15 protein-coding genes are annotated in these 13,488 nt (G+C 56.8%); 9 read left to right on the plus strand and 6 right to left on the minus strand.

Going from position 1 to position 13,488, the window contains the following annotated elements; all coding sequences use genetic code 11:
- The first annotated feature begins 26 nt into the window (after nt 1-26).
- Complete coding sequence (locus tag ACR0NM_RS10590; protein ID WP_170408576.1) at nt 27-257, plus strand: DUF2798 domain-containing protein; 231 nt, start codon at nt 27-29, stop codon at nt 255-257.
- A gap of 45 nt (nt 258-302) precedes the next feature.
- Here the strand turns inward: ACR0NM_RS10590 and polA are convergent, their stop codons facing one another.
- The 3 genes from polA to ACR0NM_RS10605 form a co-directional block, all read right to left on the minus strand.
- On the minus strand, nt 303-3,104 hold the full coding sequence (gene polA, locus ACR0NM_RS10595) for a DNA polymerase I (RefSeq protein WP_170598249.1): 2,802 nt from the start codon (nt 3,102-3,104) through the stop codon (nt 303-305).
- A 104-nt stretch (nt 3,105-3,208) separates the two neighbouring features.
- The gene (locus ACR0NM_RS10600; protein WP_480614580.1) at nt 3,209-3,871 is read right to left on the minus strand and encodes a YrbL family protein; all 663 of its coding nucleotides are present in this window, start codon (nt 3,869-3,871) and stop codon (nt 3,209-3,211) included.
- A 44-nt stretch (nt 3,872-3,915) separates the two neighbouring features.
- Nucleotides 3,916-4,101, minus strand: a complete 186-nt coding sequence (locus ACR0NM_RS10605) for a zinc-finger domain-containing protein (RefSeq protein WP_170598243.1) — start codon at nt 4,099-4,101, stop codon at nt 3,916-3,918.
- Between the two features lie 87 nt (nt 4,102-4,188).
- Between ACR0NM_RS10605 and ACR0NM_RS10610 the strand changes: the two genes are divergently transcribed.
- On the plus strand, nt 4,189-5,181 hold the full coding sequence (locus tag ACR0NM_RS10610; protein ID WP_480614583.1) for an ABC transporter ATP-binding protein: 993 nt from the start codon (nt 4,189-4,191) through the stop codon (nt 5,179-5,181).
- On the opposite strand, the gene ACR0NM_RS10615 is transcribed toward ACR0NM_RS10610, so the two are convergent.
- Nucleotides 5,178-5,645, minus strand: coding sequence for a DUF1203 domain-containing protein (locus tag ACR0NM_RS10615; protein WP_170515231.1), 468 nt, complete (start codon nt 5,643-5,645; stop codon nt 5,178-5,180). The two genes, ACR0NM_RS10610 and ACR0NM_RS10615, sit on opposite strands and share 4 nt — an antisense overlap.
- 196 nt (nt 5,646-5,841) lie before the next feature.
- Here ACR0NM_RS10615 and ACR0NM_RS10620 point away from each other — a divergent pair, with 196 nt between their 5' ends.
- Nucleotides 5,842-6,780 (plus strand): DMT family transporter, encoded by a 939-nt coding sequence (locus ACR0NM_RS10620; protein WP_170408579.1) that lies wholly within the window; start codon nt 5,842-5,844, stop codon nt 6,778-6,780.
- 54 nt (nt 6,781-6,834) lie between these two features.
- Here the strand turns inward: ACR0NM_RS10620 and ACR0NM_RS10625 are convergent, their stop codons facing one another.
- Entirely contained in the window at nt 6,835-7,947 is a 1,113-nt protein-coding gene (locus ACR0NM_RS10625; RefSeq protein ID WP_480614586.1) for an S-(hydroxymethyl)glutathione dehydrogenase/class III alcohol dehydrogenase, read from the minus strand.
- A 129-nt stretch (nt 7,948-8,076) separates the two neighbouring features.
- Between ACR0NM_RS10625 and ACR0NM_RS10630 the strand changes: the two genes are divergently transcribed.
- Nucleotides 8,077-8,364 (plus strand): I78 family peptidase inhibitor, encoded by a 288-nt coding sequence (locus ACR0NM_RS10630; RefSeq protein WP_170566838.1) that lies wholly within the window; start codon nt 8,077-8,079, stop codon nt 8,362-8,364.
- Nucleotides 8,365-8,366: 2 nt separating this feature from the next.
- Here ACR0NM_RS10630 and ACR0NM_RS10635 read toward each other — a convergent pair whose 3' ends face one another.
- Nucleotides 8,367-9,092: an SDR family NAD(P)-dependent oxidoreductase gene (locus ACR0NM_RS10635; protein WP_170515234.1), complete on the minus strand. Its 726-nt coding sequence runs from the start codon at nt 9,090-9,092 to the stop codon at nt 8,367-8,369.
- A gap of 185 nt (nt 9,093-9,277) precedes the next feature.
- Here ACR0NM_RS10635 and ACR0NM_RS10640 point away from each other — a divergent pair, with 185 nt between their 5' ends.
- Genes ACR0NM_RS10640 through ACR0NM_RS10660 form a run of 5 tightly spaced genes read left to right on the plus strand, consistent with a single transcriptional unit; the run spans nt 9,278 to nt 13,478 of the window.
- Nucleotides 9,278-10,606 carry an NAD(P)/FAD-dependent oxidoreductase gene (locus ACR0NM_RS10640; RefSeq protein ID WP_480614589.1) on the plus strand — a complete coding sequence of 443 codons (1,329 nt, stop codon included), beginning with the start codon at nt 9,278-9,280 and terminating at the stop codon, nt 10,604-10,606.
- Complete coding sequence (locus tag ACR0NM_RS10645) at nt 10,563-11,102, plus strand: hypothetical protein (protein ID WP_170819159.1); 540 nt, start codon at nt 10,563-10,565, stop codon at nt 11,100-11,102. The genes ACR0NM_RS10640 and ACR0NM_RS10645 overlap by 44 nt, the downstream gene beginning before the upstream one ends.
- Entirely contained in the window at nt 11,102-12,325 is a 1,224-nt protein-coding gene (locus ACR0NM_RS10650; RefSeq protein WP_480614592.1) for an MFS transporter, read from the plus strand. Before ACR0NM_RS10645 ends, ACR0NM_RS10650 begins: the two co-directional genes overlap by 1 nt.
- Entirely contained in the window at nt 12,322-12,939 is a 618-nt protein-coding gene (locus ACR0NM_RS10655; protein ID WP_480614595.1) for a DUF3833 domain-containing protein, read from the plus strand. The genes ACR0NM_RS10650 and ACR0NM_RS10655 overlap by 4 nt, the downstream gene beginning before the upstream one ends.
- The gene (locus ACR0NM_RS10660) at nt 12,936-13,478 is read left to right on the plus strand and encodes a DUF3833 domain-containing protein (protein WP_480614598.1); all 543 of its coding nucleotides are present in this window, start codon (nt 12,936-12,938) and stop codon (nt 13,476-13,478) included. Before ACR0NM_RS10655 ends, ACR0NM_RS10660 begins: the two co-directional genes overlap by 4 nt.
- Nucleotides 13,479-13,488: the final 10 nt, after the last annotated feature.

Raw genomic sequence — 13,488 nt, forward strand, 5'->3', positions numbered from 1 at the left:
GCATCGACACGCCAAGGATGCCTCGCATGATATCTGCCCGCTATGCCAATGCCCTGTTCGCCTTGATCATGTCCGGCCTGATGTCCTGCGTCGTCACCGGCATAGCCACGCTCAAAGCTATCGGCTTCAGCCCTTCAACACTCGGAGACTGGATGGCCTCTTGGGCCTTTTGCTGGCCTATCGCCTTTACCGTCATCCTGACGCTGGGCCCTTTCGTAAAACGCCTGATCGCCCGCCTGGTCAGGCCAGAAGCCTGACCCGCTGCAAAGAGGGCCCGCAGGGCTTGATGAGCAGCGCCGCCCCTAATGGGCCTCGGCCCAGTTCGCGCCTTGTCCGGCATCCGCGACCAGCTTAATATCCAGCTTCACTGCCGGATCTGCTGCCCCTTCCATCACCGCGCGCGCGACCGAAATGGTTTGATCCACAGCCTCTTCAGCCACTTCGAACAGCAGCTCGTCATGCACCTGCAACAGCATCTTGGCGGGCAAGCCGTTGATCGCATCCGGCATCCTCACCATCGCGCGCCGGATCACATCTGCTGCCGTCCCTTGGATCGGAGCATTGATCGCAGCACGACGCGAGAACCCCGCATGCGGCCCCTTGGCATTGATCTCGGGTGTATGGATTTTCCGGCCGAACAGGGTCTGGACATAGCCATTCTCTTTGGCAAACGCGATCGTGTCGTCCATATAACGGCGGATACCGGGGAAACGTTCGAAATAGCGATCGATGAAACCCTGCGCATCCGCCCGGGGAATGCGCAGATTGCGCGCCAGCCCAAAGCCCGAAATGCCGTAGATCACACCAAAGTTGATCGCCTTGGCCTGACGACGGATATCCGGCGTCATCTCGTCCAACGGAACATCAAACATCTCGGACGCCGTCATTGCGTGAATGTCCAAACCATCCGCAAACGCCTGTTTCAGGGTCGGAATATCGGCGATATGGGCCAGAATCCGAAGCTCAATCTGGCTGTAATCAAGGCTGACCAGCACATTGCCCGGCTCGGCAATGAACGCCTCACGTATGCGCCGACCTTCCTCAGTCCGCACCGGAATGTTTTGCAGGTTCGGATCGGTCGAGGCCAAACGGCCCGTATTCGCCCCCGTAATCGAATATGACGTATGCACCCGGCCCGTATCAGGATTGATATGGGTCTGCAGCGCGTCCGTATAGGTCGATTTCAGCTTGGAGAGTTGCCGCCAGTCCAGCACCCGGCGCGGCAGTTCATGTTCGGTCGCAAGGTCCTCAAGAATGTCCGCCCCGGTCGAGTACTTACCGGTCTTGCCCTTCTTGCCGCCCTCAAGCCCCATTTTGTCGAACAGGATTTCACCCAGTTGCGCTGGCGAACCGACGTTAAAGTTCTCACCCGCCAATTCGTGGATTTCAGCCTCTAATCCGGCCATCTTCTGCGCAAATGCATTTGACATTCGGCTGAGAACATCGCGATCGACCTTGATGCCATGCATCTCCATTTCTTTGAGAACCGGCACCAATGGACGTTCAAGTGTTTCATACACCGTCGTCACCTGCACCTGATGCAACTGCGGCTTGAACAATTTCCACAGGCGAAGGGTGATGTCCGCATCCTCGGCAGCGTAGGCCGTGGCCTCGTCAATCGGCACCTTGTCGAAAGTGATTGCAGACTTGCCCGAGCCAAGCAGAGGTTTGATGGGAATCGGCGTATGGCTCAGATAGCGTTCAGATAGCGTATCCATGCCATGCCCATGCTCACCGCCATGCATGGCGTAGGACATCAGCATCGTGTCGTCGATGGGGGCGACGTCGACGCCATATCGCTTAAAGATTTTGGCATCGTATTTCATGTTCTGTCCGATCTTCAGGATCGACGGATCCTCAAACATCGGTTTCAGCAAGTTTAGAGCCGCATCCAGCGGCATCTGTCCATCGGCCAGCGCATCCGATCCGAACAGATCATCGGTCGCGCTTTCACGGTGAGTCAACGGGATGTAACAAGCCTCACCCGCCTCGACACATAGCGAAATCCCGACCAAATCGGCGATCATCTCATTCAAGCCGGTGGTCTCGGTATCCACCGCAACCCAGCCGCGCTCGTAGGCCTGATCGATCCATTTCTGCAATGCCGCTGCATCGCGCACGCATTCGTATTTCGATGCATCAAATGGGACGTCTTCGGCCTGTGACTCCGCCTCAGGCGTGGATATCTCGGGGATGACGGGGGACTCGACGCCCAGCTTGTCAGCAATGCGTTTGGTAAGCGTACGAAATTCCATCTCTGCCAGAAACTTCATCAAAGTCTCAGCATCGGGATCCTTCACCTCAAGGTCATCCAGAGTGAAATCCAACGGTGTGTTTTCGTCCAATTGCACAAGTTTCTTCGATAGCTCGATCTGGTCGCGCTTTTCGATCAGGGTCTGGCGGCGCTTGGGCTGTTTGATCTCTTCAGCGCGATCCAGCAAGGTTTCCAGATCGCCATATTCATTGATCAACAGCGCTGCCGTCTTCACACCAATGCCCGGAGCGCCCGGTACGTTATCCACCGAATCCCCGGCCAAAGCCTGCACATCGACCACACGCTCGGGCCCGACGCCGAACTTCTCAACCACCCCGTCGCGATCGATGCGCTTGTTCTTCATCGCATCCAGCATCTCGACACCGCCACCCACAAGCTGCATCAGGTCTTTGTCAGAACTGACGATGGTCACCCGCCCACCGGCCTCACGCGCCTGAACGGCGAGGGTCGCGATGATGTCGTCGGCTTCATAGCCTTCAAGTTCTTTGCAGGCGATGTTGAACGCCTTGGTGGCTTCGCGAGTCAGCGGCATTTGCGGGCGCAAATCCTCGGGCATCGCTTCACGGTTGGCCTTGTAGAGATCATACAGATCATTACGAAACGTATGCGAGCCCTTGTCGAAGATCACCGCAACATGGGTCGGCGCATCCGGCCCGGCGTTCCCCTCGACATATTTCTGCAGCATATTGCAGAACCCCGATACCGCCCCAATCGGTAGCCCATCTGATTTCCGCGTCAACGGCGGCAAAGCGTGATAGGCGCGGAAGATAAAGGCTGATCCATCAATCAGATGCAGATGGCAGCCTTTTCCGAATTGGGTGGTGGTCATATGAGGCTCCTGCGCTGGGTTGCGCCAAGTTGTACAGAAGGGCTGCACGAAAGACGAGGCCACCTGGCCAATTCGTTGCGACCTAATTTGCCCGTGGTCTGGCCTTAGCTATTCGAAAAGGTGCGCTTATCCGCATTCCAAGCCAAGCCTGCTTTTTGCGCGATCAACGAGAACTGTTTGTTCAGCGAGCGATCATTCAGACGTTGGGACAGGCTGCGCAGTGGGATGAGGTTCCGCTCACCATATCCATCGATCAGGAAGCAGGCCGGACCAGCGCCCCTTGTCCCGTAGACAATATTCGAACTTTTGACGTCGCGCGCGACGATGTGAAGGTCAAACATCTGCCCGACGAATGCATTCAGCGCATCTAAAACCGGGGCGTCCAATCCACTACGGCAGACTTCATACAGCTTTGGTGCAAGCCCGCCATCAAGGCCAGAAATGCGCTCAACCACAACCCCCGCCCCATGCGTCGTCTGAACCACGCCCAACATCCTGGACAGGGGTGAACGCTCAATTTCTGTCCCGAGTTTCAGCGATACCCGCAGCTCGCATTCCAGCTCTTTTAGCGTGCTGCGATACTGCGCCTCGGGGAACAGTTTCCATGCCAGTCGCTTGCCAAGCCTGTGCGAGACACGATCTTGGGACCGGGTAAAAACTTTGATCAGAAGGTCAGGATGACCGGGAAAGTCATAGACACTGCGCACAGTCCCGCTCGCGATTGGCTGGTTGTCGGAAAGGTCAATCGTTTTGGCTGTGAACAGCATTATCCATCCTCGCCAGTTACGACCGCCTGCCGTCCTGGTCGCCCTTACGCGTCCTGACCAGTGTCCTCACCGCGCAACATGTATTTGCAATCGCAATAGGGGCACTCGACCCAACCAGTGTCTTCGGGAATCTGCAGCCAGACGCGCGGATGGCCCAGCGCACCCTCGCCACCATCGCAGGCGACGCGGGTATTATCGACAATCTTGGTTTCCGGCGCTTCGATGGTCACGGCTGGCGATCCTTCTTTGGTTGTCGGCCTCGCGGGCATGTATTAGGTGCGTTTATGGGCGATGAGTAAACCGGGGGCAAGGGCCACATGTCCGATGCGGCAATCACAATCAGATCACTGCGCAAGACCTATGGCGGCGGCAAGGGCCAGCCCGAGAAACAGGCTTTGAAAGGGATCGACCTGACGGTACCGCAGGGGTCCGTTTTCGGTCTGCTTGGCCCGAATGGAGCCGGCAAATCGACCCTGATCAACATTCTGGCGGGGCTGGTGGTCAAAACGTCTGGCAGCGTCTCGATCTGGGGCTTCGACCAGGATCAAAACCCGCGCCAATCCCGCGCCGCCATCGGCGTGATGCCTCAGGAATTGAACCTTGATCCGTTCTTTACACCTCGAGGCGCATTAGAAGTTCAGGCCGGGCTGTACGGTGTTCCCAAGTCTGATCGGCGAAGCGATGAGATCCTCGACCTCGTTGGCCTTGCCGACAAGGCCGAGGCCTATGCGCGCACGCTTTCGGGCGGAATGCGGCGGCGTCTGCTGCTGGCCAAGGCGCTGGTGCACCATCCCAAGATTCTGGTGCTCGACGAACCCACGGCGGGTGTGGATATTGAACTGCGACAGATGCTTTGGGCCAATGTGCGCAAGCTGAACGAACAGGGCATGACCATCATCCTGACCACGCACTATCTGGAAGAAGCGCAAGAGATGTGTGACGAGATCGCCATTATCAATCACGGCGAAAAGATCGCACAAGACAGCACGGCCAATCTGCTGGGCCGCATGGACAGCCGAACCATGGTGATCGTGCCGGATAGCCCCATACAGACTCTGCCTGTAGCGGATAACGTGATTGCAGCGCAACGTGAGAACGGCGACCTTGTGCTGCAATACCACAGCAACCTAACTACAGCCGAGCAGGTGCTGGAATCTGTACGTCAGGCCGATATTCGCATCCAGGACGTCCGCACTGAAGAAGCTGATCTTGAGGATGTGTTCCTTGCGTTGACCTCCAGTCGGGTCGACGACGCAACTGTCAACGACCCGAACCAACCACATCGGGGGATGCACCGCGTCAAGCTTTAGACACGATCGATCCGTGCGTGATAACAGTTGTTCAGAGCAGATCGGATGTGGATGTAAGCGACATCAGCGCGGGAGAAGATTTTTTCAGCCGCCTCATGCAACTGCGCCTGTGGGGTGATGATCCCGGTTCCATAGACAATTCGGTCGTCCGGACCATACCCTTTGATCAGGTAGTTGGGCGAGTCGGTCAACGCCTCGGGCAGCACATCCTCACTTTCATAGCGCGCGCAGGGGTCGGCACAAAGGAAGATCGGTCCAGTCTCTGCATAAGGCTGCGTTTCCGGGAAGGGTCGGTGCGCCAACACCAGCATCTCTTTGCCTTCCGGTATGTATTTCAAACAATGTCGGCATGGGTTGCCCGCCCCATTGGAAATCGCACGCTCTGGTGGGTTTCCATATCCATCCGGCGCACCGGCGCGATATGCCTGAACCTGCTGTGTTGGTAGGGCTGAAATTCCGTGCATGATGTTTCTCCTTGATTTGAGATGATCATGGCAATCGCTTGTTTTGGACTCGACCCGTTTCCTGCGTATTGCAAAATCTGCAACCCTGCTTGCAAAAGAATGTTAGCGATAAAATAAGGGCTACCCGTCAGACCAATTTGGGTCTAAGCAAACATCAAACACCCCAAACGATCCATCTATGATTGAGGCTTTTGTCATGAGCGCTCAGAACTCCACCCTTCGTGGGCTTGCCTTTGCGTTCTTAGGCTTTGCCGTCTTCGCGACGCATGACGTGCTGATCAAGGTGCTGGGTGGCACCTATTCGGTTTTGCAGATCATCTTCTTTGCGACGCTGTTTTCCTTTGTCCCTATGGCAGTAACAATTCTAGCCGATCGGACCACTGGGAATTTCCTGCCGCGGCATCCGTGGTTGGTGCTGTTGCGATCAGCGACGATGATCATGGCCATGTCTTGTGCCTTCTACGCTTTTTCGGTGCTGCCGCTGGCCGAAGTCTATTCCCTGCTATTTTCCTTCCCGCTGATCGTAACTGTTCTGTCGATTCCGATTCTGGGTGAGGTGGTCCGAGCCCAAAGGTGGGCGGCCGTGGGCGTCGGCCTGATCGGCGTCCTGATCGTCCTGCGCCCTGGCGCAACCGAAATCACCCTGGGCCATTTAGCGGCTCTGGCAGCAGCCTTCTGCAGCGCATTTGCTTCGGTTCTTGTCCGCAAAATCGGGAATGAAGAACGCTCTGCCGTCCTGATCCTTTATCCTATGCTGCTGGCCATCGCCGTCATGAGCGTCGCCCAACCGGCAGTCTATCAACCACCATCATTGCTGCATCTGGCGATGATGGCGTTTGTCGGGGTGTTCTCGGTAATCGCACAGCACCTGATCATCCTTGCTTATCGCGCCGCCCCCGCCGGCGTCATTGCGCCCAGTCAATACAGCCAGATCATCTGGGCCACGATCTTCGGCGTGATTTTCTTTGGCGAGCACCCGGATATCTGGGTCGCCGTTGGCGCAAGTATCATCATCGCATCAGGTGTTTTCGTGGTTTGGCGAGAGAGCCGATCGAACACTACCTCTGCTAATACGCCTGTGCTGCGCGTCAGGTCGCCGCGGTCAGATACTGGAGCGACGAGGCCCGGAGAATAAGAAACGGCGCGCATTGCAGCGCGCCGTGCAATCCATTTCAGCCCTTATAGAGCCTTAGTAGACGACCACTGATCGGATACTCTCGCCCTTATGCATCAGGTCGAAACCATGGTTGATGTCATCCAGGCCCATGGTGTGGGTAATCATGGGGTCGATCTCGATCTTTCCGTCCATGTACCAATCCACGATTTTCGGGACGTCGGTGCGTCCACGCGCGCCGCCAAACGCGGTGCCACGCCATGAGCGGCCCGTTACCAGTTGGAATGGACGAGTCGAGATTTCGGCACCCGCAGGAGCCACACCGATAATAATCGATTCACCCCAGCCTTTGTGAGCCGATTCCAGCGCCGCGCGCATCACGCCAACATTGCCTGTGGCGTCAAAGGTATAGTCGGCACCGCCCTTGGTCAGATTGACCAAATAGGGCACCAGATCACCTTCAACCTCGGACGGGTTCACGAAATCCGTCATGCCGAACTTGGTCGCCATTTCCTCCTTGGCTGGATTCAAATCAACGCCCACGATCTGATCCGCGCCAGCCAGGCGCAGGCCCTGAATCACGTTCAGGCCGATACCGCCCAAACCGAACACGATGGCACGGCTGCCAATTTCTACCTTGGCAGTGTTGATCACCGCGCCAATTCCGGTGGTCACGCCGCAGCCGATATAGCAGATCTTGTCAAAGGGCGCGTCCTCACGCACTTTGGCGAGCGCGATTTCAGGCAGAACCGTATGGTTCGAGAAGGTCGAGCAGCCCATGTAGTGCAGGATCGGATCGCCATCCAACGTAGAAAAACGCGAGGTGCCATCCGGCATGAGGCCCTGGCCTTGGGTTTCGCGAATTGCCTGGCACAGGTTGGTCTTGGGATGCAGGCAGTATTCGCACTCACGACACTCGGGCGTGTAAAGCGGGATGACGTGATCGCCGGGTTTCAGGCTGGTTACACCCGGGCCGACCTCAAGCACGACACCTGCGCCTTCATGGCCCAGAATGGCGGGAAACAAGCCTTCAGGGTCGGCGCCCGACAGGGTGAATTCATCGGTATGGCAAATGCCTGTCGCCTTGATCTCGACCAGAACCTCGCCCGCTTTGGGGCCTTCAAGGTTTACGTCCATCACTTCCAAAGGTTTGCCTGCCTGAACGGCGACGGCGGCACGGGTACGCATGGTGCTTGTCTCCCTGTCTGTTTTGCCCGACCCTGCGTCAAATACAGGGTTTTTTCAACTGCGCTTTCATGACAGGTTGGCTAAATCTTTGATATTTCAGAAACGACATCACCAGAAAGCCCAGCGCCAATGTACCGTTTATTTCCGATCCTAATTCTTCTGACCGCATGTTCTGAGACCTCTGCACCGCAGGACGCGGCGCTTGAACTAGCGGAGGCACCGGTTGATCTTGCATTTTGCAAGGGAGAACCGTTTGCGAACACCATTGGTGAGCCGGTTTCAACCATACAAGCCCAATTGCCTGAACGGTCGCGCGTTCTGGGCCCGGATGATATTGCCACGCAGGATTATCGCATCGACCGGCTGAACGTTTATGTGAACGGCGCAGGCACAATTCAGAGGCTTACTTGCGGATAGGGTCACTTTCCCCGGTACACCAGAATATCGGGCAAATAATCGATCAGGCGCACAACCCATGAGAACGGTGCCGGGAAATCGGTTCGAAACCGGCGACGGGACATGGCGCGCACTACGCGATCGGCCGCATCTTCGGGTGTCATCAGCATCGGCATTTTGAAACTGTTCTTGTCGGTCAGACGGGTCTTGATGAACCCCGGATTGACAATGCGCACCGTCACGCCTGACCCTGCCAGATCGTGCCGCATGGTCTCGGCCAGCGAGATCAGCGCAGCCTTGCTGGCCCCGTACGAGATCGCATTGGGAAGCCCATGATACCCGGCAAGCGACCCGATCAGCGTGATATCACCACTGCCTGAGCCCACAAATCCTGGGACGGTTTCACCCAACACCCGAAGCGCACCGGAATAGTTCACATCGCTGATCGCCAAGGCGGCATCGGTGTCCCAATCTGACGTACTGATCGGCTCATAGGCGCCTGCGTTGTAGACAAGCGCGTCAATTGAGCCAGCCTCCACCACAGCGCGGCGCACAGTGTCGAGATCAGTCACATCCATCGGTACTGCACGTGCATTAGGCAAGGTGCCACAGATTTCATCCAATCGCTCGGCATTGCGAGCAGAAAGGATCAGATGCGCGCCTTCGCGGCTCAGCTTTTCGGCCAAGCAACGGCCCAGCCCTTCGCTGGCGCCAATGATCCAATAGGTTTTTCCGTCAAAACTGCTCATGCGTAAGTCTTTTTTTGTACTACTAGGTCGAATACGTTCTGACAGCAGCAATGGATCACGCCCAGCGCTCGTAGCATTCGGCCAGATAACACTACATAGCGCGTCGGAAAAAAACTTCTAATGCGGTTGATCCAAAGGCTCATTCCCTGCGTATCTTGTTGTAAATACCGAATAACGAGGATGGAATGTTCGACGAAACCCGGGGCGTACGCAAGAAAATCGCTGTCATAGGCGCAGGCATTTCAGGTCTCTCCGCAGCTTATTACCTTTCCGAGGACAACGATATAACCGTGTTCGAGGCTGAGCCCAGACTGGGCGGCCACGCCCGCACGGTGATGGCCGGAAAGAACGGAGATCAGCCGGTAGATACCGGTTTCATCGTCTTCAACTATGTCACATACCCCTATTTGACCCGGCTGTTTGATGAGCTGAACGTGCCAGTTACCAAAAGTGAGATGAGCTTTGGTGCAACTATCGACAATGGCCGCATCGAATATGGGTTGAACAATCTGCGCACTTTGACCGCGCAGAAACGCAACCTCGCGCGTCCAGCCTATTACAAGATGATCGCCGATATCCTGCGGTTTGGCAAAGAGGCCCCCGAAGCCGCGCAGGACGACGACACCACGATCGGTGAGCTCGTGGATCAGCTGCGTCTCGGCCACTGGTTCCGGCACAATTATCTGATGCCGATGTGCGGCGCGATCTGGTCAACTCCGGTCGAGTTCGTCGATCAGTTCCCAGCCCGCTCGCTGGTGCAGTTCTTCCGCAATCACGCGCTGCTGGCCTCGGGCCGTGCCAATCAGCACCAGTGGTACACCGTGAAAGGCGGCAGCATCGAATATGTCCGCCGGATCGAAACTGCGCTACGTGCGCGCGGTGCTGACATCAGACTGTCCGCACCCGTGCAACGGATCGAGCGGCATGATCTGGGCGTCACCGTCCATGCAGGAGGTGAGGCCGCTCTGTTTGAGGAAATCATACTGGCAACTCATTCCGATCAGTCTCTCGCCATCTTGGGTGATGCAGCGACCGAAGCGGAAAAAGCGGCGCTCGGCGCGATTAGATATCAACCGAACAAAGCTATCCTGCACTGTGATCCCCGCCAAATGCCCAGGCGGCGTGCTTGCTGGTCCAGTTGGACCTATCGATCGCAAAAGGGCAATGTTGGGGTCACATATTGGATGAATCGGCTTCAGAATATCCCCGACAGTGACCCACTGTTTGTGACCCTGAACGCCGCATCAGACATTCCCGCGGACAAAATCTATGACGAGGTCGAGTTCGCCCATCCGGTGTTCGACAAAGCCGCCCTGCGCGCGCAAGGGCAAATCCGCGAGATGCAGGGACAGAACCGAACCTGGTTTGCCGGGGCGTATAACCGGCATGGTTTCCACGAAGACGGGATTGCCAGCGCAATGCATGTTGTCGAGCGCCTCACCGCCATCCCGCAGAGCATCGGAGCTGACAATGGTATCCCTGAAACGGACCTCGCTGTTTCGGCCAGCGTATAGAACCTGTTGCGCTGCGCTGCTGTCACTGGCGCTGATGGTCCCCGGCGGACTGGCGGCTTCGCCTTTGTCGGATGCAATCAAAGACCCTAAGCTGCGCGGCACCGGGACATTCCGTTTTCTGGGGCTGCCGCTCTATGACGCCAAGCTTTACACGCCCGGCGGTGCCGCATTCAGCTGGAACGAGAATTTCGGCCTACAATTGACCTATCGGAAAAACCTGAAACAAAAAGCGCTGGTCGAGTCGACACTGGAAGAGATGGCCCGACAAGGCAATTCTGCGCCGACGGAAGCCCAATTGCAGGGCTGTTTTCAGGCGGTCAGCAAAGGCGATAGCTATCTGGCCATCGCGCAAGGCCCCAACAGCGTCAGCTTCTGGCGCAACGGAAGCAAAACCTGCACCCTGACAAATCCGGGTATCACACGCAGCTTTATGTCAATTTTTCTGGGTAACAATACACGATCCGCCTCGTTCACACAGCAGTTGAAGGGGCAGTGATGCTGTACCCGCGTGTCAGCCTCTATGCGCTGATGCTTGCTGCAGCAGGTATCCCGCTTTACATCCACCTGCCGCGCTTTGCCGCCGTGAATCTCGGTATCGGGCTGGGGGTGATTGGCACCATTCTGCTGGTCATCCGGCTGGTCGACCTGGTGCAAGATCCACTGATTGGCTGGGCAATTGATCGCTGGCCCGGAGGGCAAATGTTATTTGCCGCCGCCTCTGCGCTGGGTCTGGCGATTGGATTCCCATTGCTGTTTGGTTTGCCAGAAGGGGCAAGTATCGCCGCATTAGTGTCTGTTCTGATCCTGTTATTCTCGGCCTACAGCCTTGGGACCATCTTGCTTTACGGCCGCAGCGCCACGCTGGCGAAACAGGCTAGCGCGAAGGAACTGATGACACTGGCCGCCTTCCGCGAAGGCGGACAACTGACCGGAGTTATCATAGCAGCCGCAGCACCCGCTGTGTTCGTGGCGCTTGGCGCAGCCGCGCAGGGGTATCCGGCCTTTGGAATGTTTCTCGGGCTTCTGAGCGTTGTGACTCTGGCTGTTACCCTGCCAATGTGGCGACGCACGCCGATCACCGGTCAAGGGCTGTCCTTTGCAGGCCTAGGACAGGCTGGGGCTTTACGTCTGCTTGCCCTTGCGTTGGTCAACAGCCTGCCCGTCGCCATCACCTCGACCCTGTTTCTGTTCTTTGTTGAAGATCGGCTGCAACTGCCAGGCAAAGCGGGGCCATTGCTTATCCTGTTCTTCCTCAGCGCCGGGCTCAGCGTTCCGTTCTGGGCCAAGCTCAGCAAACGAATTGGCCCGAAGCAGACTCTGATGATCGCCATGCCGCTGGCCATTCTCGGCTTTGTCGGGGCCGCTCTTCTAGCCCCTGGGAATCTCGTCGGTTTCGCCATCATATGCCTCGCATCCGGCGCGGCGCTTGGGGCGGACATGGTTGTCCTGCCCGCAATGTTCTCGGTCGTTCTGACCCGGGCCGGGCTGAACGCATCTGCTGCGTTCGGCATCTGGTCTTTCGCAGGTAAGCTGGGTCTAGCTCTGGCCGCCTTTTTCACACTGCCGCTACTGGAACGCAGCGGCTTTACACCTGGACAGGCCAATTCTGCCGAGGCTTTGAATACACTCACCCTCGCCTATGCGGTGCTGCCCTGCATTTTGAAACTCGGAGCGTTTGGCATGGTCCTGACCCTCCCGACAGAGGTCTCTGCCAAATGAAAACGCTCCTGATCTGTCTGCTTGCGATTTTTGCGCTGTTTGCTGTGAAGAACCGGTTCCTCAGTTTCCGCTCGCAATCACCCTCCGACTACAGCGGAACCGGACCTGAGTTTTCACTCAAAAAGAACCTGAATGGCGAAATCCTGTCCGAAGGATTGATCTATGGCCCCAACGGCAAGATGTCGAACAGCTTTGTCGCACGCATGGTGGGCGAATGGGACGGCAATACCGGTACGCTGTCCGAGTATTTCACCTATTCCAACGGCAAACAGATGACCCGCAAATGGCATCTGACGTTGGGCACGGGCAACACTTTCACCGCAACAGCGGACGATATTGTCGGCGAGGGCAAAGGCGTGATTTCGGGCTCAACCGTCAAGCTGACCTATCGCATCATCCTGCCCGAGGACGCGGGCGGGCATACACTGGATGTGACCGACTGGATGTATCTGACGGAGAACGGTGTAATCATGAACCGGTCCGAGATGCGAAAATTCGGGATCAAGGTGGCCGAGCTGGTCGCCACGATGCGCCCTGCGCCTGAAGTGAAATCCACCCATCTGCATGGCGCAAACGGCCACGATGCAGACTCTGAGCAGAGGGTTTTGCAATGATCGCCCGCCGTACCCTTATTGCAGGTGTCGCGATCGTGGGGTTGGCCATCCTCGCCGCATGCTCGGCCAAACCGCGTATACCAAAAACGTTTCTGTCAGATCGTCAACTGAACCTTGAAGAGTTCTTCGAAGGTAGGACTGTCGCTTATGGTCAGTTTCAGGATGTACTAGGTAATGTCCCGCGTCGCTTCCAGGTCGATATTGACGGCACATGGGACGGAGAGACTCTGACGCTTGTCGAAGATTTCGTCTATGACGATGGTGCGACCGAACAACGGATCTGGACCCTGACCAAGACCGGCGATGACACCTGGACCGGCACCGCTCCCGGTGTGCTGGGCACAGCCAGTGGGGTCGAAAGGGGCGATACGTTTAACTGGAAGTACAAAATCGACCTGCCCGTCAAAGACGGCACCATGCGTGTCAATTTCGATGACTGGATGTGGTTGTTGTCGGATGACCGGTTATTGAACCGAGCCTATGTTTCGCGTTTTGGCGTAAGGCTGGGTGAAGTCATATTGTACTTCGAGAAGAAGTAGTCACCCCGCC

The organism is Ruegeria sp. AF2, assembly GCF_056542025.1.

Bases quoted from the DNA above. Each gene is read 5' to 3' on its own strand.
- ACR0NM_RS10660 (WP_480614598.1), top strand. From the start codon at position 12,936: ATGATCGCCCGCCGTACCCTTATTGCAGGTGTCGCGATCGTGGGGTTG.
- ACR0NM_RS10645 (WP_170819159.1), top strand. From the start codon at position 10,563: ATGGTATCCCTGAAACGGACCTCGCTGTTTCGGCCAGCGTATAGAACC.
- ACR0NM_RS10630 (WP_170566838.1), top strand. From the start codon at position 8,077: ATGTACCGTTTATTTCCGATCCTAATTCTTCTGACCGCATGTTCTGAG.
- ACR0NM_RS10615 (WP_170515231.1), bottom strand. From the start codon at position 5,645: ATGCACGGAATTTCAGCCCTACCAACACAGCAGGTTCAGGCATATCGC.
- ACR0NM_RS10625 (WP_480614586.1), bottom strand. From the start codon at position 7,947: ATGCGTACCCGTGCCGCCGTCGCCGTTCAGGCAGGCAAACCTTTGGAA.
- ACR0NM_RS10590 (WP_170408576.1), top strand. From the start codon at position 27: ATGATATCTGCCCGCTATGCCAATGCCCTGTTCGCCTTGATCATGTCC.
- ACR0NM_RS10620 (WP_170408579.1), top strand. From the start codon at position 5,842: ATGAGCGCTCAGAACTCCACCCTTCGTGGGCTTGCCTTTGCGTTCTTA.
- ACR0NM_RS10635 (WP_170515234.1), bottom strand. From the start codon at position 9,092: ATGAGCAGTTTTGACGGAAAAACCTATTGGATCATTGGCGCCAGCGAA.
- polA (WP_170598249.1), bottom strand. From the start codon at position 3,104: ATGACCACCACCCAATTCGGAAAAGGCTGCCATCTGCATCTGATTGAT.
- ACR0NM_RS10640 (WP_480614589.1), top strand. From the start codon at position 9,278: ATGTTCGACGAAACCCGGGGCGTACGCAAGAAAATCGCTGTCATAGGC.
- ACR0NM_RS10650 (WP_480614592.1), top strand. From the start codon at position 11,102: ATGCTGTACCCGCGTGTCAGCCTCTATGCGCTGATGCTTGCTGCAGCA.
- ACR0NM_RS10610 (WP_480614583.1), top strand. From the start codon at position 4,189: ATGTCCGATGCGGCAATCACAATCAGATCACTGCGCAAGACCTATGGC.
- ACR0NM_RS10655 (WP_480614595.1), top strand. From the start codon at position 12,322: ATGAAAACGCTCCTGATCTGTCTGCTTGCGATTTTTGCGCTGTTTGCT.
- ACR0NM_RS10600 (WP_480614580.1), bottom strand. From the start codon at position 3,871: ATGCTGTTCACAGCCAAAACGATTGACCTTTCCGACAACCAGCCAATC.